The organism is Streptomyces sp. ISL-87 (assembly GCF_018614095.1).
Classification (GTDB): Bacteria; Actinomycetota; Actinomycetes; order Streptomycetales; family Streptomycetaceae; genus Streptomyces.
The window spans coordinates 19682-43169 of record NZ_JAGGOY010000067.1; the positions used below are offsets into that span (position 1 = coordinate 19682).

26 protein-coding genes are annotated in these 23488 nt (G+C 72.3%); 9 read left to right on the plus strand and 17 right to left on the minus strand.

The annotated features are described in order from the left end of the window. Window positions 1-14: 14 nt before the first annotated feature. A complete protein-coding gene (locus tag J7I97_RS24770) occupies window positions 15-1061 on the plus strand; it encodes an NAD(P)-dependent alcohol dehydrogenase (protein ID WP_214938562.1) in 1047 nt (348 codons plus the stop codon). Window positions 1062-1325: 264 nt separating this feature from the next. On the opposite strand, the gene J7I97_RS24775 is transcribed toward J7I97_RS24770, so the two are convergent. The 4 genes from J7I97_RS24775 to J7I97_RS24790 form a co-directional block, all read right to left on the minus strand. Next, entirely contained in the window at window positions 1326-1823 is a 498-nt protein-coding gene (locus tag J7I97_RS24775; RefSeq protein ID WP_214938564.1) for an SRPBCC family protein, read from the minus strand. 86 nt (window positions 1824-1909) lie between these two features. Further along, the gene (locus J7I97_RS24780; protein ID WP_214938610.1) at window positions 1910-2263 is read right to left on the minus strand and encodes a DUF6247 family protein; all 354 of its coding nucleotides are present in this window, start codon (window positions 2261-2263) and stop codon (window positions 1910-1912) included. 99 nt (window positions 2264-2362) lie between these two features. After that, window positions 2363-2812: a hypothetical protein gene (locus J7I97_RS38865; RefSeq protein ID WP_251059135.1), complete on the minus strand. Its 450-nt coding sequence runs from the start codon at window positions 2810-2812 to the stop codon at window positions 2363-2365. Beyond that, window positions 2793-3227, minus strand: coding sequence for an ATP-binding protein (locus J7I97_RS24790; RefSeq protein ID WP_214938566.1), 435 nt, complete (start codon window positions 3225-3227; stop codon window positions 2793-2795). Before J7I97_RS24790 ends, J7I97_RS38865 begins: the two co-directional genes overlap by 20 nt. A gap of 140 nt (window positions 3228-3367) precedes the next feature. On the opposite strand from J7I97_RS24790, the gene J7I97_RS24795 reads away from it, so the two are divergent. Both J7I97_RS24795 and J7I97_RS24800 read left to right on the plus strand, forming a co-directional pair. Continuing rightward, window positions 3368-4657 (plus strand): helix-turn-helix domain-containing protein, encoded by a 1290-nt coding sequence (locus J7I97_RS24795; RefSeq protein WP_214938567.1) that lies wholly within the window; start codon window positions 3368-3370, stop codon window positions 4655-4657. Continuing rightward, entirely contained in the window at window positions 4654-5169 is a 516-nt protein-coding gene (locus J7I97_RS24800; RefSeq protein ID WP_214938568.1) for an NUDIX hydrolase, read from the plus strand. Before J7I97_RS24795 ends, J7I97_RS24800 begins: the two co-directional genes overlap by 4 nt. Window positions 5170-5308: 139 nt before the next feature. Here J7I97_RS24800 and J7I97_RS24805 read toward each other — a convergent pair whose 3' ends face one another. After that, window positions 5309-5818, minus strand: a complete 510-nt coding sequence (locus J7I97_RS24805) for a DUF6879 family protein (protein ID WP_214938569.1) — start codon at window positions 5816-5818, stop codon at window positions 5309-5311. Further along, a complete protein-coding gene (locus J7I97_RS24810; protein ID WP_214938570.1) occupies window positions 5805-6011 on the minus strand; it encodes a hypothetical protein in 207 nt (68 codons plus the stop codon). The genes J7I97_RS24805 and J7I97_RS24810 overlap by 14 nt, the downstream gene beginning before the upstream one ends. A gap of 155 nt (window positions 6012-6166) precedes the next feature. Between J7I97_RS24810 and J7I97_RS24815 the strand changes: the two genes are divergently transcribed. Further along, the gene (locus J7I97_RS24815; protein ID WP_214938571.1) at window positions 6167-6652 is read left to right on the plus strand and encodes a hypothetical protein; all 486 of its coding nucleotides are present in this window, start codon (window positions 6167-6169) and stop codon (window positions 6650-6652) included. On the opposite strand, the gene J7I97_RS24820 is transcribed toward J7I97_RS24815, so the two are convergent. The 5 genes from J7I97_RS24820 to J7I97_RS24840 form a co-directional block, all read right to left on the minus strand. Further along, window positions 6653-7255, minus strand: a complete 603-nt coding sequence (locus J7I97_RS24820; RefSeq protein WP_308365535.1) for a hypothetical protein — start codon at window positions 7253-7255, stop codon at window positions 6653-6655. Next, on the minus strand, window positions 7252-7920 hold the full coding sequence (gene msrA / locus J7I97_RS24825) for a peptide-methionine (S)-S-oxide reductase MsrA (RefSeq protein WP_214938573.1): 669 nt from the start codon (window positions 7918-7920) through the stop codon (window positions 7252-7254). The genes J7I97_RS24820 and msrA overlap by 4 nt, the downstream gene beginning before the upstream one ends. 55 nt (window positions 7921-7975) lie before the next feature. Further along, the gene (locus J7I97_RS24830; RefSeq protein WP_214938575.1) at window positions 7976-9145 is read right to left on the minus strand and encodes a hypothetical protein; all 1170 of its coding nucleotides are present in this window, start codon (window positions 9143-9145) and stop codon (window positions 7976-7978) included. After that, window positions 9142-10746 carry a M48 family metallopeptidase gene (locus J7I97_RS24835; protein WP_214938577.1) on the minus strand — a complete coding sequence of 535 codons (1605 nt, stop codon included), beginning with the start codon at window positions 10744-10746 and terminating at the stop codon, window positions 9142-9144. Before J7I97_RS24835 ends, J7I97_RS24830 begins: the two co-directional genes overlap by 4 nt. 139 nt (window positions 10747-10885) lie before the next feature. After that, window positions 10886-11992, minus strand: coding sequence for a hypothetical protein (locus J7I97_RS24840; protein WP_214938579.1), 1107 nt, complete (start codon window positions 11990-11992; stop codon window positions 10886-10888). 74 nt (window positions 11993-12066) lie between these two features. Between J7I97_RS24840 and J7I97_RS24845 the strand changes: the two genes are divergently transcribed. Continuing rightward, window positions 12067-13224, plus strand: a complete 1158-nt coding sequence (locus tag J7I97_RS24845; protein WP_214938581.1) for a cystathionine gamma-synthase — start codon at window positions 12067-12069, stop codon at window positions 13222-13224. Window positions 13225-13297: 73 nt separating this feature from the next. Here J7I97_RS24845 and J7I97_RS24850 read toward each other — a convergent pair whose 3' ends face one another. The 3 genes from J7I97_RS24850 to J7I97_RS24860 are packed head-to-tail and all read right to left on the minus strand — an operon-like array spanning window position 13298 to window position 14610. Beyond that, a complete protein-coding gene (locus J7I97_RS24850) occupies window positions 13298-13549 on the minus strand; it encodes a hypothetical protein (RefSeq protein WP_214938583.1) in 252 nt (83 codons plus the stop codon). Continuing rightward, complete coding sequence (locus tag J7I97_RS24855; protein WP_214938585.1) at window positions 13546-14028, minus strand: sigma factor-like helix-turn-helix DNA-binding protein; 483 nt, start codon at window positions 14026-14028, stop codon at window positions 13546-13548. Before J7I97_RS24855 ends, J7I97_RS24850 begins: the two co-directional genes overlap by 4 nt. A 60-nt stretch (window positions 14029-14088) precedes the next feature. After that, window positions 14089-14610 (minus strand): MarR family winged helix-turn-helix transcriptional regulator, encoded by a 522-nt coding sequence (locus J7I97_RS24860; RefSeq protein ID WP_214938587.1) that lies wholly within the window; start codon window positions 14608-14610, stop codon window positions 14089-14091. A 227-nt stretch (window positions 14611-14837) separates the two neighbouring features. Between J7I97_RS24860 and ilvA the strand changes: the two genes are divergently transcribed. Beyond that, the gene (gene ilvA, locus J7I97_RS24865) at window positions 14838-16070 is read left to right on the plus strand and encodes a threonine ammonia-lyase (protein ID WP_214938590.1); all 1233 of its coding nucleotides are present in this window, start codon (window positions 14838-14840) and stop codon (window positions 16068-16070) included. A 117-nt stretch (window positions 16071-16187) separates the two neighbouring features. Here the strand turns inward: ilvA and greA are convergent, their stop codons facing one another. Together greA and J7I97_RS24875 are read right to left on the minus strand one after the other, a co-directional pair. Next, entirely contained in the window at window positions 16188-16685 is a 498-nt protein-coding gene (greA, locus tag J7I97_RS24870; RefSeq protein ID WP_214938592.1) for a transcription elongation factor GreA, read from the minus strand. 289 nt (window positions 16686-16974) lie between these two features. After that, entirely contained in the window at window positions 16975-17379 is a 405-nt protein-coding gene (locus J7I97_RS24875; protein WP_214938594.1) for a DUF4307 domain-containing protein, read from the minus strand. Window positions 17380-17465: 86 nt separating this feature from the next. Here J7I97_RS24875 and mca point away from each other — a divergent pair, with 86 nt between their 5' ends. Beyond that, complete coding sequence (gene mca / locus J7I97_RS24880) at window positions 17466-18347, plus strand: mycothiol conjugate amidase Mca (RefSeq protein WP_214938596.1); 882 nt, start codon at window positions 17466-17468, stop codon at window positions 18345-18347. A 2-nt stretch (window positions 18348-18349) separates the two neighbouring features. Further along, window positions 18350-18571: a hypothetical protein gene (locus J7I97_RS24885; RefSeq protein ID WP_214938598.1), complete on the plus strand. Its 222-nt coding sequence runs from the start codon at window positions 18350-18352 to the stop codon at window positions 18569-18571. A gap of 92 nt (window positions 18572-18663) precedes the next feature. On the opposite strand, the gene J7I97_RS24890 is transcribed toward J7I97_RS24885, so the two are convergent. Continuing rightward, window positions 18664-22464, minus strand: a complete 3801-nt coding sequence (locus J7I97_RS24890; RefSeq protein WP_251059136.1) for a tetratricopeptide repeat protein — start codon at window positions 22462-22464, stop codon at window positions 18664-18666. 164 nt (window positions 22465-22628) lie between these two features. Between J7I97_RS24890 and J7I97_RS24895 the strand changes: the two genes are divergently transcribed. Next, window positions 22629-23393, plus strand: a complete 765-nt coding sequence (locus tag J7I97_RS24895; protein ID WP_214938600.1) for a DUF4344 domain-containing metallopeptidase — start codon at window positions 22629-22631, stop codon at window positions 23391-23393. The last annotated feature ends 95 nt before the right edge of the window (window positions 23394-23488 follow it).

The window sequence follows — 23488 nt, forward strand, 5'->3', positions numbered from 1 at the left end:
TGAGGAGAATCCCCATGTCCGTCACCCAGGTCGCCGCCTACGCAGCCCCCGCCGCCAAGGCGCCGCTGGAGCGCACCACCGTGCCGCGCCGCCCGGTCGGCGAGCACGACGTCCTCATCGAGATCAAGTACGCCGGCATCTGCCACTCCGACATCCACCAGGTCCGCGACGGCTGGGGCGAGGGCATCTTCCCCATGGTCCCGGGCCACGAGATCGCCGGTGTCGTCACCGAAGCCGGGCCCGGGGTCACCAGGTTCGCGGTCGGTGACCGGGTGGGCGTCGGCTGCATGGTCGACTCCTGCCGCGAGTGCGAGTACTGCCTGCGCGGCCAGGAGCAGTTCTGCGTCAAGGGGATGACCGGCACGTACAACGGGCTCGACAAGAACGGCGACCCCACGTACGGCGGCTACTCCACCCACGTGGTCGTCGACGAGAACTACACCGTCCGCATTCCCGACGGCCTCGCCCTCGACGTCGCCGCACCGCTGCTGTGCGCCGGGATCACCCTCTACTCGCCGCTGAAGCACTGGCAGGCGGGCCCGGGCAAGAAGGTCGCGATCGTCGGCCTCGGCGGCCTCGGCCACGTGGGTGTGAAGATCGCGCACGCGCTGGGCGCAGAGGTCACCGTCCTGTCGCAGAGCCTGCGCAAGAAGGAAGACGGCCTGCGGCTGGGCGCGTCCCACTACTACGCCACCAGCGACGAGACCACCTTCGAGAAGCTGGCCGGCAGCTTCGACCTGGTCCTGTCCACCGTGTCCGCGCCGCTCGGCCTGGACGCGTACCTCGCGCTGCTGAAGGTCGACGGCGCGCTGGTGAACGTCGGAGCCCCCGAGGAGCCGGTCTCGCTGAACCTCTTCTCGGTGATCCTCGGCCGCAAGACCCTCACCGGGTCGATGATCGGCGGCATCGCCGAGACCCAGGAGATGCTGGACTTCTGCGCCGCGCACGGGCTGGGCTCGGAGATCGAGCTGATCTCCGCCGACCAGATCAACGAGGCGTACGAGCGGGTGCTGGCGAGCGACGTCCGCTACCGCTTCGTGATCGACGCGTCGACCATCTGACGGGCGCTCCGACGCGGGCGGCGGTGTCACACGTTCTTCATACCGCGTGCATGGCTCTGGCGGCGCGCCCTGCGGATGATCTCTCCAGCCGGTCCCTCCGGCCGATCTCTCCAACGCCCATCCCCAGCACAGGAGTTCCCCATGCCCAGCCGCCGTAACTTCCTCGCCGGCACGGCCGGTCCCCCAATCCGGTGGTGATCCTGGCCGACGACCTCGGCTACGGCGACCTGGGCGCGTACGTGACGGTGGTCTGACGCCGGGTGCTTACCGCGCGGGGTGCTGATGCTCCGCGGCCTCCTTGACGTTCCCCAGCGTCGTGAGGATGGCGGCGCGCTGCTTCTTGGGGAGGTTGAGTACCTTGTACACCGCCCTCATCGACAGCGCGCCCCGGGCCGGTTCCTCCACCCGCAGGTGGTGGGACAGCCGGGTGCCGCCGTTCTCAGGCTCCAGGTGGTAGTCCCAGTACGCGCGGCCACCCGCGCCGCGCTTCTCCTCCTTCATCGGAGGGAACGAGACCCACCCGAAGTCGTGCCCGCGGTCGACCGCCGTCACCTCCGACGGGGCGTCGAACTTCGACGGCCCGAACTTCTCGTGCGCCATCCAGCGGGCCCCGACCTCCAGCGGCCCGTCGAACTCGATCTCCTTGGTGATGCTCTCGGGCCCGGCGAACTCCGTGTGCCGCCGTATGTCCGTCACTACCGCCCACACCTCGTCCGGAGAGGCATCCACGTGCACACTCTCCGTGATCTCCGACAGTGTCATCACGCACCTCCAGCTCGACCCCCACCCCCGAGCATGCGCCGACGGCTACCGGGCGTCGAACGGCGGAACGATCCGCACCACGACGATCAGCCGGGCCCGGGGCGCAGCGAGGTAGTAGCACCGTCGAGGATTCTGCCGATCTCGGCGGCGGACCGCCGGGCCTGCGCGGCGTCGCCGGTGGCTGCCATGTCCTCCCAGCGCCGCAGCTCCTCGGCGAGCTGCGGCTGGCGCTGGATGTGGACGCACACCGCCCACTGGGCGATGAACCGCTGCAAGGGGGCCAGGTCGGAGCCCTGCCGGGACTGGTCCGCTGCCAGGTCCAGCTCGCGGGTGAAAGCAGGCAGCGCCGCCGGGGAGACCTGCGCGACGGCCTGCCGCAGCGCGGTCACGTTGGACGGCGGCTGCGGGATGAGCGGCTGTCCGGCGGCGGACGTGGTCACAGTTGCCCCCATGGGCGAGATTCTGGGCCCGCCGCCAGCGAACCCCGTACGAGCTCCACCTGGACGCGCAGCGGGTCTACGCCTACGACCCGCCCTGATTCATTGCCCCGAGGTTGCCCGGAGGAACGAGGTCGTGATGCCCCGGAACCCGGTGTGGCGGGTGAGCCCTGCGTGCCGCAGGCACCAGATCTCGGTCGCGTCCTGGTCGTCGTCGAACGCGCCTGAGGTGTCGCCGCAGGTCGTGCACTCGGCTTCGAAGACCGGCCCACTGCCCGACCGGTCAGCAGCCAGCAGCCAGTCCGCTGTACGAATCAGCCGTGGGCTCATGGCCGGCCCGCCCCTCCGCTCGACCGCCAGCACATCGGCCGCGTGCAACCGCATCGGCGGACCTGACCGGAAGAACAACACCACAGCTGTGCCGCCAGTGGCGAAGCGGTCGAGGCGCACCGCCCGTACGTCCAGCCACGTCCCCCAGACCCGCACCCGGTCTCCGCTCTGCACCCGCACCGCCGCCATCAGGCGCCCGTCGTCACGCGTCATCGTGCTCACCGCATCCACCGGGGGTGAGGACCGCCCACACGACCTTGCCGGGCCCGCTTTGATCGCCGACGGCCCACCGGTCCGCGAGCGCCGTGACGAGCATCAGTCCGCGACCACCCGACGGGGCGGGCCCCAGTGCGCCGACCTCGGGCCGCAGTGAGGCCGCGTCGTGCACTTCCAGCCGTACGCCGTCGCCGTGACGCAGGTACCGCGTCTCGATCTCCCGCCCCTTGGGGACCCGGGCGTGCTGGACGGCGTTCGTCAGCAGCTCCGACAGAACGACCAGCGCGTCATCCTCGATCTCGGACAGCCCCCACCCGGCGAGGACCTTGCCCAGGTCGTGACGCGCCCGTCCGACGGAGCGAGGATGGCGGGTCCAACGCCTCACGATCTCCCGGCTGTTCGCATCCACGTCTACGTTCATGCGAACCATGGTCGGCGGGCGGTCTCCGGTGGTGATTCCCCCCGGTGGTGATTCCCCCCGGCGGGGATACCCGCCGTGGGTACACTCGCCGGCAGGGCGACCGGGGCACAGCACATCGGGGGCGCACGATGACCGAACCTATGGCACCCAACGCGGTACCGGGACACCTGCTGTCGCGTGACGACATCCGCGACGCCCTTGCGCGGCACGACTTCGGCAGGTTCTTCGCGCTCACCCGCCAGTGGGCAGGCATCAGCTTCATGCGGATCGCCGACGCCTGCGACATCAAACCGGAGCGGGTCGGCAGGCTTGCGCGTGGCGAGGGCCGCATCACCAGCATGGAGAAGATGGAGCAGATCGCCGACGGCTTACGCGTCCCCGGCGAGCTGATGCGCCTGGCGCCCCGCCCCTGGGAGCGAGGACGCGCCCACATGGAGAGCCGTCCGGAGACCGGTGTGGCGGCCGTGTCGCCGTTGGCGAAGACCCCGAAGTCGCCTGACATGGCGGCCATCGACTCGTTCCGAGCGGCGGACATGAAGCTGGGTGGCGGCCATCTCTACGCGTCGGTCCTCCACTACCTGAACAGCGCCATGGCTCCCAGGATCTTCGGGAGTACGGCAGGCGGTGACGCGCCGCAGACGTTCCGGGCAGCAGCCTCGCTGACCGAGATGGCCGGATGGATGGCTCACGACTACGGCCGTAACGGCCGGGCACGTGATCACTTCAAGAGTGCGCTTCCGCTGGCGGCAGCGGGCGAGGACTCGGCCCTCGGCGCCAACATCATGGCGAGCATGAGCCACCTCGCCCTTCAGACAGGTCGCCCCGATGAAGCCGCCACACTGGCGCGGGCTGGCCGGGAGCGCATGGTCAGAGGCCCGCGGGTACCCGCGCTTTCGGCTCGGCTGCACGCCATGGAGGCGCGAGCACTCGCTCAGCTCGGAGAGGCCGCCGCCACCCAGAAGGCCCTGGACCAGGCGCGCAAGGAACTCGCCCGGACGCCCGGAGCGCCACCTTCGTACTGGCTCAGCCCGTTCGACGCCGCCGCGCTGGCCAGCGAAACGGCGTTCTCCATGAACGACCTCGGCATGCTGCCCGCAGCTATCGAACCCGCGGAAGAGGCCGTGGCTCTGCGTACGGGCGACCGCGCCCGGAGCCGGGTGTTCGGACAGATCACGTTGGCCACCATCCGCACGCGGCAAGGAGAGCTGGAGGCGGCGTGTGCCGTGGGGCGAGAGCTTCTCGGAGCCTGCGGCACCCTTGGTTCAGTACGGATCACCCAGCAACTCGGCGAACTGGCCCGGGTTCTGGAGCCATACCGCGCTGAACGCGTCGTGGCCGAGTTCCTAGACTGCCTTGAGGCGGTGAACCAGCAGCGCGCGCTTCTCCTTGCCGGGATCAGCGCGCCTCACACCGGAGGTGCTGTCACATGACCACGCGGCCCGAGCCCGGCACGGCGGAATGGGATGCCTACCTTGCCGAGGGCAACGCGAAGCAGGCCCGCAAGCGCGTGTCAGCGGACGTGCTCTTCCTGGACGAGGCCGGGCGCGTCCTCCTGGTCAAGCCGACCTACAAGGAAGCGTGGGACCTCCCAGGCGGTATGGCGGAGGCCAACGAGTCCCCGCAGGACGCGGCCCGGCGAGAGCTGCATGAGGAGCTCGGTCTTGCCGTTCGGCTGGGCCGACTGCTCTGTGTGGACTGGGTTCCGCCGCACGGCCCCTGGGACGACCAGCTCGCCTTCATCTTCGACGGCGGCACGCTCGACCGGCGTCAGAGCGCGGACCTTCACCCCAGGGATCACGAACTATCGGAATGCGCGTTCTTCGCTCAGGAAGACGCCCTTCTCCATCTCCCGCCCCGCATCCGTCGCCGAGCAGCCCAGGCCCTTCACGTCCTGGCGGGACGACGGCCCGGCTACCTGGAGGACGGCGATCCGGGACGCTGACCGTTGCTTCTCCACCAGTGCGATGCCGAACGGGCAGGAGACGTCTGAGCCATCACGGAAGCCCTGCGGGCCACCGAGTCACCCGTGAGTCCGGATGCGTCGCGCAGGGCCCGCAGGGCTTTCCCCATCGAGTCGGCGGTCAGTGGTGCCGCTCCCAGTAGTCCGCGAACGGCACCGCTTCGGCCAGGGCGCGGTCCCGGTGATTCTGATACTCGGCAAGGCTGTGGGCAGGGAGCAGTTCGGCGCCGATGAACGCGCCTTCGGGTGTGTAGTGCATCCGGTACACGTCCTGGTCGTCGAACAACCAGAAGTCGTGATCAGGCAGGCCGATCACGTCCTGCTCAGCCTGGTCGATGATGCCGATGGTCTCGCCGGCCGTGATGTTGCCTGGGTAGGAGGCCAGCTCGTACCGCAGATAGTCGGTCAGTGGAGACCGGAGTACGTGGACGCGCGAGACGTTCTTGCCCTTGTCGGTCATCGACCGGACCCAAGGATTGTCGTCCCAGGCTGGGCCCATGTCCCCGCCCGCCAAGAAGCGTTCGAAGTCCTCGCGCTCCTCCTCCACGTCGTAGACGGCGAGTGTCTCCAGTCGGAAGGCGGTCCGCTCGAAGGTCTCGAAGAGTCGACCGAACTCCTCACCGCTGAGCACGGAAGTACTCCTCCAGCACCGCGGCCGGGATTACGACGGCGGTCTCGCCCTCTGGCAGGTCGAGTTGCGCCAGCCGCTCGGGGTCGGTGATGACGTAGCCCTGGACCACGTAGTCCTTGGCGTCCTCGGTGCCCCACAGCGTCGGGCACGTTCCGTTCCTGCACTCCGGGTCACCGGACAGCTTCCGCAGCATTCTTGCCCCCACATGTCGGCGTACGCCTGTCGCGTTCGATGCTCCCGAGCCGGTCACGGCGGGGTCAAGTGCTGATCCTTTCCAGAACAGGAAAGCAGCCTTCTCGGTTGGAATCGAGGATGCGTTGGGACGTACGCGGCGGCTACAACGGCAGCATGACCGTCTTCCTGTGTGCCAAGTGCGGCGGCAGTCTTACGCCAAACCTGACGCCGCTGCCTGCCGTTCCCTCAGTGCCTGACGACGAAGAACGGGACAAGGAGAGTCGGCTGGCGCCGGCCACGCTGGCGCAGGGGCACTACGCGATCGAGACCGAACCATGGGGTGCTCCATACATGCCGCATCCAGACCAGGAAGACGGCGGGCCTGCGCAGCCGCGTGGGCCGTGGCGGAGTGATGAAGGGGTGGCAATGGTCTCGGCCGGGCCGCGCAACAACGTCGTGGTACACCCTGAAGACGCGCCTGACCTCCAGCCGCTGCCGGACTGGGAGAACAGCGCTGGATGCTGCGGTCCGTCCGGCGACAGCGGACTCAACCGTGCCTGCCCCTGTGGCGCCCGGGTGGCCACGCTCGTCGCGGACTGCTTTGGCCCGTACGAGCTCCACCTGGACGCGATGCGGGTCTACGGCTACGACCCGTCCTGATCAGTACCCCGAGGGGTGGGAGGACAGCCAGGCGGTGTGCCGGTCGCGCATCCGGTCCCGTTCCTCGGGGGTGGCGAGGATGACGTCCGCGCCGCCGTCGTATGGGTGGTGGATCCGGGTGAGGTCGGTGTCCGTGACGAATACGCCGGGCAGTGCGTCGTCGGCGGCCGCGCGGAGCAGCGGGTCGAGGCAGTCGCGCTGCCAGCGGCGGCGGTCGGCGTAGAAGTACCAGCGGGTGTGGAACTCCGGATCCGGGTCGTCGGTGTCGTCCAGGGTGGTCCACAGCGTGCCCTCCGGGTGGAGGGCACGGCGGTGCTCCGACCACTGCGTCGGCTTGGACGGATCGGCCCAGTCGGTGGTCACCACGTACACCTCGCCGCCCGCGAAGAGCTCGTCGAGGACCGTGTTGTACCGGTCGAGGAGGATCGCGTACTCCCCTTCGTCCTCCGCGTAGCGCTTCGACTCCGGCAGGCTGTGGAAGCGCACCCACCGGTCGGTGTATGCCGTCTTCAGCTCATGCGGGAGAAGCGGCCCGGCAGGTGTCCAGTCCTGCCAGAGCCGGGTCAGCCGCTCATGTGCGGGGTCGGCGAGCGGGGCGGTCACTCTCCGGGTGCCTCGGTGATGCCAATGGGGCAGGAGACGCCCGTGCCGCCGATGCCGCAGTAGCCTGCGGGGTTCTTGTCCAGGTACTGCTGGTGGTGCGGCTCCGCGGGCCAGAAGGGGCGCTCCGAGGCGGGGAGCACGGCCGTGGTGATGTCGCCGTATCCCGAAGCCGCGAGGACGCGCCGGTAGGCATCGCGAGAGGCCTCGGCCTCGGCCTGGTGGGCGGGGGAGTGGGTGTAGACCGCCGAGCGGTACTGGGTGCCGACGTCGTTGCCCTGGCGGAAGCCCTGGGTGGGGTCGTGGGACTCCCAGAAGAGCTTCAGGAGCGTCGCGTAGGAGACCAGCTTCGGGTCGAACACCACGCGGACGACCTCCGTGTGGCCGGTCAGGCCCGAGCACACCTCCTCGTACGTCGGGTTCTCGGTGTGGCCGCCCTGGTAGCCGGCCAGGGTGGTCCAGACGCCGGGGGTCTGCCAGAACTTGCGCTCGGCGCCCCAGAAACAGCCCAGGCCGAAGTCCGCCACCTCAAGGTGGGAGGGGTACGGGCCCGCCAAGGGGCTGCCCAGGACCGTGTGCTGCGCCGGGAGGCTGAACAGGGGGGTCGCGCGGCCCGTCAGGGCCTCCTCGCGGGTGGGGAGCTCGGGCGTGCGGCGGTACGAGAACATGGATTCCCTCCTAGTGGTCTTCCGTTAACGGCAGGACGGGGCCGCGGATTCCCGGTCACATGCCCGGCGTGCTGACGCGGACCGCCCAGTCACGCGCGTACACGTACCGCGACTTCGGCGAGCCCGCGTACGTCCACGGCAGCGCGCCGATGTACCCGTCGATGTGGCGGAACTGCTCCGCCGCCGCGGCGTCCCGGTCCTGCCAGAACAGCAGGTACGCCAGCATGTGCCGCATCCGGACCGCCCGCGGGTCGTCCGCGTCGGCCGCCGCCAGGTCCTGCACGGCCGCGTCGACCGCGGCGACGATCTCCGGGTCCTTGTAGAAGACCTCCGCCGCCAGCTCCGGCTCGTGCGTGTCCTCCTCGAAGTACGCGAGCAGCGGCAGCAGCGACAGCAGCTCCCCCGGCTCGCCGGCGGCCGCCGACTGCCGGGCGAAGGCCAGCGCCAGCTCGTGCGAGCCCCGCCACTTCTGGCACCAGTACTGCAGCGCGTTCGTGTGCGCCGACAGCACCTTCGGGTCGCGCGCCACGATCTGCGCCCACAGCGTCTCGTACCGCTCGTGCGAGTAGCCCAGGCCGTGCCCGATGTGCTGCTCCACCATGTACGGAACCGGGTCCGCCGGGTCCGCCAGCCGCTGCGCCTCGTGCGCGGACTTCTGCGCGGTGCGCAGCAGTTCGCCGAAGACGCGGAACTGCTCCTGCGTGGTGCGGCTGCCCGACTGGCCGCCGCGTACCTTCCACGCCACCCGTACCGCGGTCTCGGCGTGGACCAGCGCCCCCGTCACGTGCGACGGCTTGGCCGAGCGCCAGGCCAGCAGCCACGCGTCGTCCTCGACGGCCGCGTCGGCCAGCACGCGCACCCGCTGCCAGCGCTCCTCCCAGTCCCGCCCGGCCGCCTTCACGTAGGCGGCGCCGACCTCCCAGTCGCCGTCCGCCAGCGCCGCGAGGACGGCCGTCCGCTCGGCCGGTACGGGCGCCGGGTGCACGGTGTCGAGGTCCGCTTCCGGTACGAAGCCCAGCGCGACGACCTCCGCCGCCTGCCGCGTCTCCTCGTCGGCCTCGATGGCGGCGGTGCGGGCGGTGGAGGCCTCGGTCTGCGCCTCCAGGACCGCCACCTCGGCGGTCAGCCGCTTCGCCTTGCGGATGTGGTGGACGCCGCGCAGCACGTACACGGCGCCGGCGAGCAGCAGCACGCCGAGGATGGCCAAGGCGATCAGGGGGATCACGGGGCAAGCACCAGCTTCCGCAGGGGTTCGGTGTCGGGCTGGTCCGCGACGGCCGCGTCCAGGGCCTCGTCCAGCCGGTCGGCGAAGTCGCCGGCCGGGTAGCGCAGGGTGGCCGGTTCGGACCAGGACAGCTGCCAGCGGGCGGTGCCGCTGTCCGCCAGCCGGTCGGTGGCCAGTTGGCTCAGGGCGCGCCGGAGCGCCGAACGGGCGAACTCGCGGGCCGCCCGCCCGGTGGCCGCGGCCGCCTGCTCGGACTTCGGGAAGTGCTCGGTGAGCCGCCAGCGGACGGCCGGGTCGGCGTCGATCGCGTCCAGCAGGCCGGCCAGGCCGGGCGCGGCGCCCTCGGCGGCGGCCGCCTCGCGGATCCGCTCCGCGCCCTGGCCGGCGTACCCGAGCATGCTCCGGTGGACCAGCTCGGCCCACTCCACCCGCGTCAGCGCGAGCGCCTGCGGGGCCAGCACGGCCGGCTCCAGCGCGGCCATCGAGACGTCCGCGTCGGCCAGCAGCTCCAGCGAGGGGCGGGCGGCGGCGGCCTGGCCGCCCCGGCCGTCGTCCGGCAGGGCCTCGATGCGGGCAACGCGTTCGGCGAGCGCGGGGTGGGAGTCGTACGGGGAGGCGGGCTCGGTGGACAGCTCGGTGCGCAGCTCGTCCAGGTCGGCCGAGCGGGCGGCGAGCATGGTCCGGAACCCGCCGAAGACCTGGCCGCGGGGCGGCATCAGGCCGCTTCCGACGCCGAGGGTGGCGTAGCCGTGCATGTAGAAGTCGAACGCCGGGTCGAGGGCGTTCAGCTCGCGCAGGGCGCCCGCGGCGGCGTCGCGGCCGGCGATCCGGACCGCGGCCAGGTCGGCGGCGAGCTCCTGGCGGCGGGAGGCCGAGAGGGTGGCGCGCATGTAGAAGTTGCCGTAGGCCAGGTAGATCGCGGCCATGGCGCGGTACATCGCGCCCTCGCCGTCGGTGTCGATCTCCTTGGCCGTCTTGCCCGCGGCGATCCGCTTCGCGGCCTTCTTCTCCTGCTTGGCGCGCTCCTTGGCGATCTTCTTGTCGGAGCGTTCCTGGAAGTGCGTGACGGTGCGGATCAGCTGGGCGCGGCCGCGTGCGATCAGCGGGGTGAGGCGGGTGTCGAGGTTGGCGTAGTGGCCCATCTCGTGGGCGAGTACGGCGCGCAGCCGCATCTCGTCCAGGCCCGTCATCAGGGGCAGCCCGAGGTAGAGGCGGCGGGTGCCGGGCCGCAGGCCCAGCAGCCGGGCGTCCTCGCTGACGGCCGCGTTGACCTCTTCGGTCAGCACGATCTCATCGGGGGCGCGGGTGCCGACCTGCTCGGCGATCTCGCGCACGGTGTTCCACAGGACGGGTTCCTGCCGGTCGGTGACGGCGACGCCGGGCCGCGGGTCGCCCCGGGGCGTGCGGAGCATGAACATGCCGCGCACGATCGGGATCGCGAGGACCACCGAGACGATGAGGACCTTGAACGCCGCCGGGCCGTGCAGCCAGGTGACGCAGGCCCAGTCGGCGGCCGCGAGGACCGCCAGCAGGACGACGCCGAGCAGGTAGAAGCCGGCGAGCAGGACGAGGGCGCGCAAGGCGCGCAGTGTTGCTCCCATTTTGGACAGATCCCCCCACGGGATGAAAGCGGCGCGGTGTTTTACGCGCACGTACGCGCACGGATGCGCGCGTAGCCACGTACGCGCACCCTATGACCTGGGGTTTTCGCCGATCGGGGCGGGGGCCGCGCGCCTGGGGTCAGTTCGGCAGCGTCGCCGGGGAACCGCCGTTCGCCTCGTACCCCGCGACCGCCAGGGCCCGGTACAGCGCGTACTGACCCGCCGGGTCCCCGGCGAAGGACCACGGCAGCGCGCCGACGTACCCGTCCACGTGCCGTACCTGCTCCATCGCCTCCGCCCAGCGCTCCATGCCCACCAGGAACATCAGCAGCAAGTGCCGTACGTGCGCCAGCATCGGATCGTCGGGGCGCGCGGTGTGCGCCGCGTACAACGCGCCCTCCACCGCCCGGGTCACGACCGCGCTCTGGTAGAAGCCCTGGACGAGATTCACCTCGGGCAGGTGCTCGTACACCGCGAACAGCGGCAGCGCCGCCAGCAGCGAACCCTGAGGGGCGCGCGCCGCCGCCGCGTGCGAGAAGGCGTCGGCCTTCTCCCGCGAGCCGTGCCACTTCTCGCACCAGTAGTGCAGGGCCGCCAGGTGCGCCCCCATGTGCTCGGGAGCCCGGTCGATGACCTTCGCCCAGAGCGCGTCGAACTCCGCCTCCGAGTAGCCCAGCGCCCGCGCGACCGCCAGCTCCGTGATGTACGGGACCGGGTCGCCCGGCGACAGCAGCGCGGCCTTGCGGCAGGCCTCGCGGGCCTCCTCCAGGATGATCCGGTGGTCCGCCGAACCCACCCCGCCCGAGTGCCGCCACGCCTGCTGCACCAGCAGCTCCGCGTGCACCTGCGCGCCGCCCGGGTCCTTCTCCGCCTCCAGCCGCCACGCCTTCAGCCACCGTGCGCCGACACCGGGCTGTTCCACGAGCTCCAGCGCGGCCGCGCCGCCGAAGGCCTGTACGCGCTGCCAGCGCTGCTCGCCGTCCTTCGGGGTACCGGCCAGCAGCTGGGACGCGGCCTGCCACTGGCCGGTGCGCTGCACGTTGTCGAGGGCGTCCATCAGGTCCTGGTCGGGGCCGGGGACCCGGATGTCCAAGTGCTCCTGCCGGGCGAATCCGTAGTTCTCCGGGTCCGCCGCATCGCTGCTGCCGGGCAGGGCGAGGCGGATACCGCCGCGTCTGCGCCTTATGTACGGCCCGAAGACGGCCGCGAGCATGGCCATCGCGATCAGGAACCACAGAATCTCCATGGATCCAAGCGAACCAGACGCACCCGGTCGAAGGCCAATGCCCGCAGGGTGGGGGCGGGGCATAGCATTTGACCATGAGCGACGACAGCCACGAGCACCAGAGCTTCGAGACCCGCGCGATCCACGCGGGCAACACGGCGGACCCGCTGACCGGCGCGGTCGTACCCCCGATCTACCAGGTGTCCACGTACAAGCAGGACGGCGTCGGCGGACTGCGCGGCGGCTACGAGTACAGCCGCAGCGCCAACCCGACCCGCACCGCGCTGGAGACGAACCTCGCGGCGCTGGAGGGCGGCCGGCGCGGGCTCGCCTTCGCGTCCGGGCTCGCGGCCGAGGACTGCCTGCTGCGTACGCTGCTCTCCCCGGGCGACCACGTGGTCATCCCGAACGACGCGTACGGCGGCACCTTCCGCCTCTTCGCGAAGGTCGTCTCCCGCTGGGGCGTTGAGTGGTCGGTGGCCGACACCTCCGACCCGGCGTCCGTGCGGGCCGCCCTGACCCCGAAGACCAAGGTCATCTGGGTCGAGACCCCCTCCAACCCGCTGCTCGGCATCACCGACATCGCCGTCGTCGCCGAGATCGCGCGGACGGCCGGCGCCAAGCTGGTCGTGGACAACACCTTCGCGTCTCCCTACCTCCAGCAGCCGCTCGCCCTCGGCGCGGACGTGGTCGTGCACTCGCTGACCAAGTACATGGGCGGCCACTCCGACGTGGTCGGCGGCGCGCTGATCACCGCCGACGCGGCGCTGGGCGAGGAACTGGCCTACCACCAGAACGCGATGGGCGCGGTGGCCGGGCCCTTCGACTCCTGGATCGTGCTGCGCGGCATCAAGACGCTGGCCGTACGCATGGACCGGCACTCGGAGAACGCCACGAAGGTGGCCGACATGCTGACCCGCCACGCGAAGGTCTCCAAGGTCCTCTACCCGGGCCTGCCGGACCACCCGGGCCACGAGATCGCCGCCAAGCAGATGCGTTCCTTCGGCGGCATGATCTCCTTCCAGGTCACCGGCGGCGAGGAGGCGGCGGTCGAGGTCTGCAACCGCGCCAAGCTGTTCACCCTGGGCGAGTCCCTCGGCGGCGTCGAGTCCCTGATCGAGCACCCGGGCCGCATGACCCACGCCTCGGCGGCCGGCTCGGCCCTGGAGGTCCCGGGCGACCTGGTCCGCGTCTCGGTCGGCATCGAAAACGCCGACGACCTCCTGGCAGACCTGACCCAGGCCCTGGGCTAACCAGCCCCTGCCGACCCGACCCGACCCGTCCCCGCCCGCGCCTGCCGCGCGGGCGGGAACGGGCCCGGCGCTCCTACCAGCCCTCCAGCGGCGGGGAGATGGTGCTCGGCGGGGTGGTCCAGGGGTGGGTCAGTGAGGCCCATACCGTGAAGGCCACGGCCGCTGCGAAGAGCACCGTCCAGCCGAAGCGGCGCAGCGCGCGGCGCCTGCGCATCAGCCGGTCCCCGCGTGCCGCCGCCCCGGCCGCCAGCCCGGCCGGGACCACCGGGTGCGGGCCCTCCAGGAGCCGCCTGACCTGGTCCTCCTTGCGGTCCGGGGCGCTCACGCGGCGCCCGCCGCATCCCGCCCGGCGCCGGGTCCGGCGGCAGCGCGCATCGTGGCGACGGCCCGGTTGCACACCACCCGTACCCGCTCGGCCGGCAGCCCCAGCTGCGCCGCGGTGACCTCCTCAGCGACCCCCTCGTACACCCGCAGGACCAGGACCAGCCGCTCCAGCGGGCTCAGCCGGGCCAGCGGGCCGGTGCCGCGGCCCCCGTGGTGCCGCCAGCCGGTGCGGGCGTACGCCCCGCACAGCTCCTGACGGGTGTGGTCGTACGGGTCGTCACCGCGCAGCCGCCGCCAGTTCGCATACGTACGGGCCAGCGCCCCCGCGAGCAGCCGGCGAGCCGCGGGGCACTCGGCCCCCGACGCGGCATCGGCCTCGGCGGTCAGCAGGATCGCGACATGCAGGAGCCGCCCCGCCGCGCCTGCGACGAAGGCCTCGAACTCCGCGTAGGGCCCCGATCGGTGGTCCACAGCCCACATACTGCGGCCGGTGGGACCACCCGGGTCAAGAGGCGGGACGCACCCGCGTCATACCCGGTTTCAGGAGGCGGGCCCGGCCTCCGCCACGGCCGACATCAGCTCCGACAGCGACACGTTGAAACGGGTGAGGAGCCCGGTGAACGACTCGCGCTCCGCCTCGCTCCAGCCCTCCGTCACCCGGGCCATCAGCTCGCGCCGCGAGGAGCGGACCTCCTCCAGCCGCGCCAGCCCGCGCGGCGACAGCGCGAGCACCACGGCCCGGCCGTCCTCGGGGTGCGAGGTGCGCTTGACCAGACCGCTGTCGACCAGCGGCGCCACCTGCCGGGTCACGGTGGACGAGTCGATGCCCATCCCGCCCGCGAGCGCCTTGACGCCCATCGGGCCTTCCAGGTCGAGCCGGTTCAGCAGAAGGTACGCGGCGCGGTCCATCGAGTTGCGGGCCTGGCCGACGCCGCCCAGGCGGGTCTGCTCGGCACGGCGGGCGAAGACCGCCACCTGGTGCTGGAGTGCGTCGAGGAGACCGGCTTCTGCGGGCGCTGCGGCCGGCGCGGGCACATCGGAACTGGCCGGGGTGGAGGGCATGGCCGTGGGCTCTCTTCGCGTGGGTCCGACAAGGATGGGGGACAGAGTACGCGGCCGTGCGGCGGCTCGTACGCCGCGTACGAGAACTGATACGGCCGGTGCCCGGCGGGTCCGCGGGCCCGTCCCGGATGGCCTGATTTCGCCCCTCTGGCACCCCTTGCGCGGGGGCCCCGCCGCCGGCCTTCCCGTCCCGCGCAGCGCAGCGGACCGGCTGCGAGACTGGCGGCATGAACTACCGCGTGCCCACGCCCGTCCCGCAGGTCATCCTCGACGACGTCCGGGGGGCCCAGAAGATGCTGTCCGGAGTCTCCCGGGTGACCCCGATGGAAGGCAGCCGGCATCTCTCCGCCCTCACCGGATCGCCGGTCCACTTCAAGTGCGAGAACCTCCAGCGGACGGGTTCCTTCAAGCTGCGCGGAGCGTACGTGCGCATCGCGGGCCTGCGCCCCGAGCAGCGGGCCGCCGGTGTCGTGGCGGCCAGCGCCGGCAACCACGCGCAGGGCGTGGCGCTGGCCTCCTCGCTGCTCGGGGTCCACTCGACGGTGTTCATGCCGGTCGGGGCGCCGCTGCCGAAGGTGGCGGCGACCCAGGAGTACGGAGCCGAGGTGCGCATGTACGGCCAGGTCGTCGACGAGACCCTGGCGGCCGCCCAGGACTACGCGGACCGCACCGGGGCGGTGTTCATCCACCCCTTCGACCACCGCGACATCATCGCGGGCCAGGGCACGGTGGGCCTGGAGATCCTGGAGCAGTGCCCCGAGGTGCGCACGATCCTCGTGGGCATCGGCGGCGGGGGACTCGCGGCGGGCGTGGCGGTCGCGGTGAAGGCGCTGCGCCCGGACGTGAAGGTCATCGGTGTCCAGGCGGCGGGCGCGGCCGCGTACCCGCCCTCGCTCAAGGTCGGCCACCCGGTGTCGATCGAGAACCCGAACACGATGGCGGACGGCATCAAGGTCGGCCGGCCCGGCGACATCCCGTTCCAGATCATCGCGGAGCTGCTGGACGACGTACGGACCGTGTCCGAGGATGCGCTGTCGAGCGCCCTGCTGCTGTGCCTGGAGCGGGCCAAGCTGGTGGTGGAGCCCGCCGGGTGCAGCCCGGTGGCGGCTCTGCTGAGCGAGCCCGAGCGGTACGGCGGGGGACCGGTGGTGGCCGTCCTGTCCGGCGGGAACATCGATCCGCTGCTGCTCCAGCGGATCCTGCGGCACGGCATGGCGGCGGCGGGCCGCTACCTGTCGCTGCGGCTGCGCGTGGCGGACCGGCCGGGGGCCCTGGCCGGGCTCCTGGGGGTGTTGTCAGTGGTGGATGCGAACGTGTTGGACGTGAGCCACGTACGGACCGACCCGCGGCTCGGGCTCACCGAGGTGGAGGTGGAGCTGCACCTGGAGACGAAGGGTCCCGAACACTGCGCCGACGTCGCGCGATCGCTGCACAGTGCGGGGTACAAGGTGATGGGCTGAGGCCGGAGGCCGGGTGGGGCTGAGGCTGAGGACCGGCTGGGGCCGAGGCTGCGGGTGGGCTCCGCAAAACGCCCGGCCGGATTACTCCGACCGGGCGTTCGCGAACAGAGGGGATGATCAGCCGGTGAAGGGCTTGACGTCGAGGATCTTGACGGCGGCCTTCTTGCCGTTGGGCAGCTCGTACTCGGCGTCCTCGCCGATCTTCTTGCCCATTACGCCGCTGCCCAGCGGGGACTGCGGGGAGTAGGTCTCGAAGTCCGCGGACGCGTACTCGCGCGAGGCCAGCAGGAACTCCATGGTGTCGTCCTCGTCGCCGTCGAAGGCGATCTTGACGAGGGTGCCGGGGGCGACCACGCCGTCGGACGCGGGCGCGGTGCCGACCTTGGCGTTCTCCAGGAGCTGCGTCAGCTGACGGACCCGGAGCTCCTGCTTGCCCTGCTCCTCCTTGGCCGCGTGGTAACCGCCGTTCTCGCGCAGGTCGCCCTCCTCGCGGGCGGCGGCGATCTTCGTGGCGATCTCCGTGCGTGCGGGACCAGAGAGGTAGTCCAGCTCTGCCGTCAGCTGGTCGTACGCCGCCTGGGTCAGCCAGGTGACGCTCTCGCTCGTCTGGGTCACGGGTGCTCCTCGTCGGTACAGGGGGACTACAAAGCCGCCAGCGGCGGACGAAACCACGAGCCTAACAATTCGGGAAGAAAAGGGGGAGGACACGATGTGTATGAAGTGTGTCATTGCGCTCGGGCGCGGCTCCAGTCCCGGCGCGAAGCTCCCCGGCGCGGAGTGCCGGCCCGGCGAGTCAGCCCGGCGAGTCAGCCCCGGTCCGTCAGCGCGCCGAGCCCGCTGAGCCCACCGAGCCCACTGAGTCCGCTCAGCCCACCGCCTGGCAGGCTCAGCCCACTGAGTCCGCTCAGCCCGCCGCCTGGCAGCCGACCAGTTCGATCATCGTCGCGCGGCCGGTGGTCTTCAGGGTGACGACCTCGTCCACGCGCTTCCCCTGCTGGGGGAAGGTGAAGTCCGCGCGGCCCACCTCGCCGTGCTCCTTGTCCTGCGAGCTCAGGGTGCACACACCGGTGACCGAGGACTCCTTGCGGACCTCCAGGTGCACCTTCACCTCGGAGTCCGAGACGATCTGGAACTTGATCACCTCGGCGCTGACGCTCTGCCCGCCGACGTAGTCCCAGCCGATCCAGCCGACCACGGCCAGCAGCCCGACGCCCAGCACCGAGCCGACGATCTTGAGCTTCCGGTCCGCACGCTCGTCCGCCGACCTGCCGTAGCGGCCCTCGGGGAGTCCCTCGCGCACCGCGCTCATGAGCGTTCCTTCCCATGGAATTTTCTGTCCCCCGATTCGGTCAGTATAGAAACCGCCCACGCTGACGAATCACAGAGGATCCTGTCTTGACCGAGCAGCTTCGACTGATGGCCGTTCACGCCCACCCCGACGACGAGTCGAGCAAGGGCGCGGCCACGATGGCCAAGTACGTGTCCGAGGGGGTGCCCGTGCTGGTGGTGACCTGCACCGGCGGCGAGCGCGGCTCGGTGCTGAACCCCAAGCTCCAGGGCGACAAGTACATCGAGGAGAACATCCACGAGGTCCGCGCCAAGGAGATGGACGAGGCGCGCGAGATCCTCGGCATCGAGCAGGAGTGGCTCGGCTACGTCGACTCCGGCCTCCCCGAGGGCGACCCGCTGCCCCCGCTGCCCGAGGGCTGCTTCGCGCTCGCCGACGTGGACGAGGCCGCCGGCCGCCTGGTGGCGAAGATCCGCGCCTTCAAGCCGCAGGTCGTCACCACGTACGACGAGAACGGCGGCTACCCGCACCCTGACCACATCATGACCCACAAGATCACGATGGTGGCCTTCGACGGCGCGGCCGACACCGAGAAGTACCCGGAAGCCGAGTTCGGCCCGGCGTACCAGCCGCGGAAGCTCTACTACAACCAGGGCTTCAACAAGCCCCGCACCCTCGCCCTGCACGAGGCGCTGCTCACGCGCGGCATGGAATCCCCCTACGGGGAGTGGCTGGAGCGCTGGAAGGAGTTCGAGCGCACCGAGCGGACCCTGACCACGCACGTGCCCTGCGCGGACTTCTTCGAGATCCGCGACAAGGCCCTCATCGCGCACGCCACGCAGATCGACCCGGACGGCGGCTGGTTCCGCGTCCCGATGGAGATCCAGAAGGAGGTCTGGCCCACGGAGGAGTACGAGCTGGCGAAGTCGCTCGTGGACACGTCCCTCCCCGAGTCCGACCTCTTCGCGGGCATCCGGGACAATGCGTAGCTATGAGCGCTACGCACACAGCACTGACGCAGCTCCTCCCGCTCGCGGGTGACACCTTCGACAAGAACAAGGTGACCCCCGGAATCCTGGGGTTCATCGTGTTCGCGGCCCTCGCCCTCGGGGTGTGGGGCCTGATGAAGTCCATGAGCCGGCACATGGGCCGGGTGGACTTCAAGGAGGCCCCCGACCCGGCCGCCGCGCCGTCCCCGGACCGGGCCCCGTAGGACCCTGCACGTGACCGCCGCCCTCCCGTACACCGGCGGGGCGGCGGCTTCCGCGCGCCTGCGGTCCGCACGACGCACGGGGCCGCTGCCGCTCAGGACGCGGGCGGCAGCGGGACTCCCATGATCTCCCGTGCGTGGAGGGCCGGGACCATGCCCAGGCGCCACGCCTGCCAGTCCTCCGCCGGGTCCACGCCCCGGCCGAGGATCACCCCGTACGTCTCCAGGCAGTCCTCCAGCCGCGCGTCCCGCGCCGGGTGCGGGGACGCCGCCAGCCGGGCCAGTTCCGCCCGGGCCTCCTCCGGGGCGCCCGGCACCGGGGGGACGACGTACGGCAGCATCGTGCACCGCAGGAAGCGGCCCCAGTCCTCCCCGCGCCGGTCCCCGTACGAGATGAACAACCGGACCGCCTCCTCGCACAGACCCAGCGCCTGCGACACCCGGCCGTTGCCCGCGTCCACCACCGACAGCTCCAGGCAGGTCCACGCCTCGCCGTGCGCCAGCCCGATCCGCCGGAAATCCGCCCGCGCGTCGACGAGCAGCTGGCGGGCGAACCCGGAGTTCCGCAGGTTCCCCGTCTGCGCCGCCCGCTGGTCCCGCGAAACCCGGCCCGAGTGGTGGCGGGCGTGCGCCAGCCCGTACACGTCCCGCATCCGCGAGAACATGGTCCGGGCGCGCTCCAGCTCCCGCACCGCCTGGTCGAGCTCGCCGCCCTCCTCCAGCGCCTGCCCGAGGTGGTACAGCGTCCACGCCTCCCCGCGCGCGTCCTCCGCCTCGCGGTGCCGGGCCAGCGCCTCCCGCAGCCGCTCCACCGCCGGACCCGGATCCCCGTCCAGCACCCGGGCCCGGCCCAGCTGGGTCAGCGCCCACGCCTCACCGCGGTCGTCGCGCGTGCGCCCGTACAGATCGAGGGCCAGCCGAAGCTCCGCCTCCGCCCGCCCCACATCGCCGATCCGCAGATACACCTGGCCGAGCTGGAAATGCGCCCACGCCTCACCGTGCACGCTCTCGCTCTCCCGGTGCAGGGCCAGCGACCGCTCGAGCAGCCGCATCGCCTCCCCGAGGCGTCCCAGGTCCCGCTCGACCGCCGCGAGCGCGTGCAGCCCCCACGCCCGGTCGCCCGCCAGCTCCTCCGGCTCCTGGAGCACCAGGGCCTCACGGATCCGCGCCCCGGCCTCCTCCAGCTGACCCTGGTGGTGCAGGGTGATGCCGAGCGAGATCAGGGCCATGCCGGCGCCAGCCTCCTGCTGGGCCGCCATGTACTGGTCGACTACCGAGGTCAGCGTGGTCCGCGCCTTGTCCAGCTCACCCAGCTGGCGCGCCGCGATACCCGTACGCCACTGCACCGAGCGCGCCAGCCTTCCCCGGTCCACCGCCCGCGTCAGCTCGTCGATCTCACCGAGCCGGTACAGGTCGCCGCGCAGCAGGCAGAAGTCGCAGAGCGCGCCCAGCAGATCCAGGACCGCCTGCTGGTCCACGCCCTCCGAATGCCGCAGCGCCGCCGTGATGAAGCTCGACTCGTCGTCCAGCCAGCGCAGTGCCGCGTCCAGCGAGGCGAAGCCGTGCCCGCCGAAGTGGTTCGCCCGCGTCGACATCTTCCCGTCGACCATCCGGATCACCGAGTCCGCGAGCTGCGCGTAGTTCCGGATCAGCCGCTCGTGCGCGGCCGCCGCCTCCGCCGGGTCCTCGTCGGCCGTCAGGCGCGCCGCCGCGTAGGAGCGCACCGCGTCGTGCATCCGGTACCGCTCCCCGCGTACGTGATCCAGCAGGCCCGCCTGCGCCAGCTCGCGCAGCAGCCGCCCGGCCTCCACCTGATCCGCATCGGCCAACGCCGCCGCGGCCGACGGCCCGAGCGAGACGCGCCCGGCCAGCGTGAGCCGCCGCAACAACCGCCGCCGCTCGTCGGGGAGACGCAGGTACGCCAGATCCAGGGCGCGCTGCAGGGCCTCGGCGGGGGCCTCGGGCAGGGTCTGGGCCAGGGCCTGAGTCTGGGTCGGGGTCGGGGTCGAGTCCGGCGCCTGCCGCGGGGCCCGGGTCTGGGCCGAGTCCGGCGCCTGGTGCGGGGCGTGGCGCGGGGCCTGGGTCTGGGCCGGGGTCGAGTCCGGCGCCTGGCGCGGGGCGTGGCGCGGGGCCTGGGTCTGGGCCGGGGTCGAGTCCGGCGCCTGGCGCGGGGCCTGGGCCTGGGTCGTCCGGGCCCGGTGCGCGGCCTGGTCCTGGTGCGAGGCACCGGCCAGTACCTGCCCCGGTACGCCCTCCGGTCCGGCGGCCGCGGCGAGCGGGGCCAGTACCCGCAGCGCCAGCGGCAGCCCTGCGCCCAGCGCGAGGAGTTCCCGCAGGCCGCCATCCCCGTACGGGACCTCGCCCGCGGCCTCCGCCCCAGCGCCTGCGCCCTCCGCCCCGAGGCGCCCGGTCTCCGTCGCACCGCGCCCGGTGTCCGTCGTGCCGCGTCCGGCGTCCGTCCCGTGGCGCCCGGTGTCTGTCGTGCCGCGTCCGGCGTCCGCTCCGAGGCGTCCGGTGTCTGTCGCACCGCGTCCGGTGTCCGCTCCGAGGCGCCGGGCGTCCGTCGTGCCGTGCCCGGTGTCGGCCCCGAGGCGCCCGGCCTCCGTCGCACCGCGCCCGGTGTCCGCCCCGAGGTGCCTGCCCTCCGCCCCCGCAACCGCGGCACCCGCGGCCCCGGCCCCCGCGCGTACCAGTTCCGTCGCCTCGTCATCCGGTAGCCGTTCCACCGGTAGCTGGTGCACCCAGGCCGTCAGGTCCGCCGGTAGTTCCAGCGGGTCCCGCGCCGTCACCAGGACCAGGCTGTCGGAGCGCTCCGGCACCAGCATCCGTACCTGCGCCGCATCCACCGCGTCATCCAGTACCACCGTCACCGGCAGCCCCTGGAGGTGCTGGTGGTACAGCTCCCCGAGGCGCCGTACCTGCTGCTCCGCCGACGCCCCCTCGCGGAACAGCAGCTGCTCGCGCGGGGCGCCCAGCCGGTTCAGCAGGTGCAGCAGCGCCTCCCGCGTCGACAACGGGGCCTCCGCCGCCTCGCCGCCCCGCAGGTCCACCACGCACGCGCCCCGGAACTGGTCCCGCAGCCCGTGCGCCGCCCGCAGCGCCAGCGCCGTACGGCCCACCCCGGGCTCGCCGTGCAGCACCACGACCACCGGCCGGGTCTCCGTACTGGCCCGGGCCGCCTGCACCCACTGCGCGATCCGGGTCAGTTCCGTCCGCCGCCCTGCGAACTCGCCCACCGGCTGGGGCAGTTGCCCGAACGACTGCTCCAGCGCACTCCGCCGACGAGCCTCCGCGCTCCGGTCGCCCCCGCGCAACTGCGGAGCGGCCTGCTTCACCACCCTGGCCGCCCGCGGCGCCCGCGCCGCCGCGGCCACCGCACGCTGCTGTTCCAGGAACGGCCGTATCCCGCGTACCTCCAGCGCCGTCAGCCACTGGAGCCTCAGCTGCTCCGGTCCGCCCGGCTGGCCCAGCGCCCCGGCCCGCCTGCTCGCGGCCGGCAGGTGCAGGGCCGTCACCTTGGCGACCGTCGCCGCCGCCCCCGCGACGCCGACGACGGCCCCCGCGGTCAGCGCCGTACCCGGCGCCACCCCCAACGCCAGATCCGCCCCGACGGCCGCGGCTGCCGCAACGGCCGTCACCAGCAGGGCCGTCGAGGTGTTCCCGCGCCGGAACGCCTCACCCAGGGACTCGTCCCCGGCGGCCGCCTCGTCCAGCGCCCGCACGTAGGCCTCGTACTCGGCGGCCGCACTCACCGCGAGCCCGTCCAACGCCTCCCGGCCGCGCGCCAGCAGCGCCGCCCTGTCAGCCGGCGCACCCGTCCCCGCCGCCCGCCGGACTTCCTCCTCGACGGCCCGCACCAACAGCCGCTCGGCCTCACCGCGATGGCTGTCCCGCATCGGCATCCTCCTCAGGGAGCTCCGGCAACGTGCCCCAAGTGTCCGCCGGGACGCCCGGGAGCGCGAGGGAATCTGAGCTAGTTCAGAGGGAACAAACCCGAGACCCGCCAAGGCAGTTGGCGACGCCCGGCGAGTCGCGGCGGCGCACCACGTAGGGTGAAACAATGGGCGCAAGTCACAGAACGCGGCCGTCGACGGCGGCCCTCCTGGCCCTCATGGCCCTCCTCTCCACCACCACAGGGTGCGAACAGCAGCCACCTGCCAGGGGCTTCGCGGTGCGGTACGAGGACCCGGACCCGGCGGACGCCGCCGACGCCCGCCTCCTACGGGACCGCCAGGTCGCGGAGACGGCCACGGAAGCCCTCAACGCCTACCTCTCCCTCCCCCGCCAAGTCACCGTCCTCGCCCGCTCCTGCGCGGGCGAGGGCTCCGGCTACGACCCCGGGACGCGGGAGATCGAGCTCTGCTACGACGACCTCGCGGAGCAGCGGGAGCTCTTCGAGTCGGCCGGCCACCACCCGGCGGACGAGGAGGCCGCCGCCGTCCTGACCGAGACCGTCTACCACGAGGCGGGCCACGCCCTCATCGACGCCCTGCACCTCCCGGTCGACGGGGACCGCGCCGAGGAGGACGCCGCCGACGGGTTCGCCGCACTGATGCTGATCCGCCAGGGCCCCACCGGCGAGCGCACCCTCCGCACGGCAGCCCAGGCCTACGACCTGGCGGCGGCAACCGACCCCGACCCCGCCCCCGACGCCGATGAACACGCCCCACCCGCCGCCCGCGCCGCCGCCCACCTCTGCCGCCTCCACACCGCGTCCCCCACCCGCCACCCGGACCTCGCCCCCCGCACCCACGCCTGCACCCCCACCTGGCCCCAGACCCGCGACCCCTGGACCCGCGACCTGGCCCCATTCCTGCGGCGGTGACGGTGACGGTGACGGTGACCGCGGCGGCTGTCGGCCGGTCCGGTGGGGTTGCGGCTGCTCGGAGGGGTGGTCCGGGCGGGGTCATGCGGCCCGGG

Excerpts from the sequence above, each read along its gene's own strand:
- J7I97_RS24835 (WP_214938577.1), bottom strand. The coding sequence starts at position 10,746 with ATGGGAGCAACACTGCGCGCCTTGCGCGCCCTCGTCCTGCTCGCCGGC.
- J7I97_RS24800 (WP_214938568.1), top strand. The coding sequence starts at position 4,654 with ATGACCACGCGGCCCGAGCCCGGCACGGCGGAATGGGATGCCTACCTT.
- J7I97_RS24795 (WP_214938567.1), top strand. The coding sequence starts at position 3,368 with ATGGCACCCAACGCGGTACCGGGACACCTGCTGTCGCGTGACGACATC.
- J7I97_RS24855 (WP_214938585.1), bottom strand. The coding sequence starts at position 14,028 with ATGTGGGCTGTGGACCACCGATCGGGGCCCTACGCGGAGTTCGAGGCC.
- J7I97_RS24840 (WP_214938579.1), bottom strand. The coding sequence starts at position 11,992 with ATGGAGATTCTGTGGTTCCTGATCGCGATGGCCATGCTCGCGGCCGTC.
- J7I97_RS24860 (WP_214938587.1), bottom strand. The coding sequence starts at position 14,610 with ATGCCCTCCACCCCGGCCAGTTCCGATGTGCCCGCGCCGGCCGCAGCG.
- J7I97_RS24815 (WP_214938571.1), top strand. The coding sequence starts at position 6,167 with ATGACCGTCTTCCTGTGTGCCAAGTGCGGCGGCAGTCTTACGCCAAAC.
- J7I97_RS24885 (WP_214938598.1), top strand. The coding sequence starts at position 18,350 with ATGAGCGCTACGCACACAGCACTGACGCAGCTCCTCCCGCTCGCGGGT.
- J7I97_RS24895 (WP_214938600.1), top strand. The coding sequence starts at position 22,629 with ATGGGCGCAAGTCACAGAACGCGGCCGTCGACGGCGGCCCTCCTGGCC.
- J7I97_RS24770 (WP_214938562.1), top strand. The coding sequence starts at position 15 with ATGTCCGTCACCCAGGTCGCCGCCTACGCAGCCCCCGCCGCCAAGGCG.
- J7I97_RS24845 (WP_214938581.1), top strand. The coding sequence starts at position 12,067 with ATGAGCGACGACAGCCACGAGCACCAGAGCTTCGAGACCCGCGCGATC.
- msrA (WP_214938573.1), bottom strand. The coding sequence starts at position 7,920 with ATGTTCTCGTACCGCCGCACGCCCGAGCTCCCCACCCGCGAGGAGGCC.
- ilvA (WP_214938590.1), top strand. The coding sequence starts at position 14,838 with ATGAACTACCGCGTGCCCACGCCCGTCCCGCAGGTCATCCTCGACGAC.
- J7I97_RS24790 (WP_214938566.1), bottom strand. The coding sequence starts at position 3,227 with ATGAACGTAGACGTGGATGCGAACAGCCGGGAGATCGTGAGGCGTTGG.
- J7I97_RS24810 (WP_214938570.1), bottom strand. The coding sequence starts at position 6,011 with ATGCTGCGGAAGCTGTCCGGTGACCCGGAGTGCAGGAACGGAACGTGC.
- J7I97_RS24875 (WP_214938594.1), bottom strand. The coding sequence starts at position 17,379 with ATGAGCGCGGTGCGCGAGGGACTCCCCGAGGGCCGCTACGGCAGGTCG.
- J7I97_RS24890 (WP_251059136.1), bottom strand. The coding sequence starts at position 22,464 with ATGCGGGACAGCCATCGCGGTGAGGCCGAGCGGCTGTTGGTGCGGGCC.
- J7I97_RS24775 (WP_214938564.1), bottom strand. The coding sequence starts at position 1,823 with ATGACACTGTCGGAGATCACGGAGAGTGTGCACGTGGATGCCTCTCCG.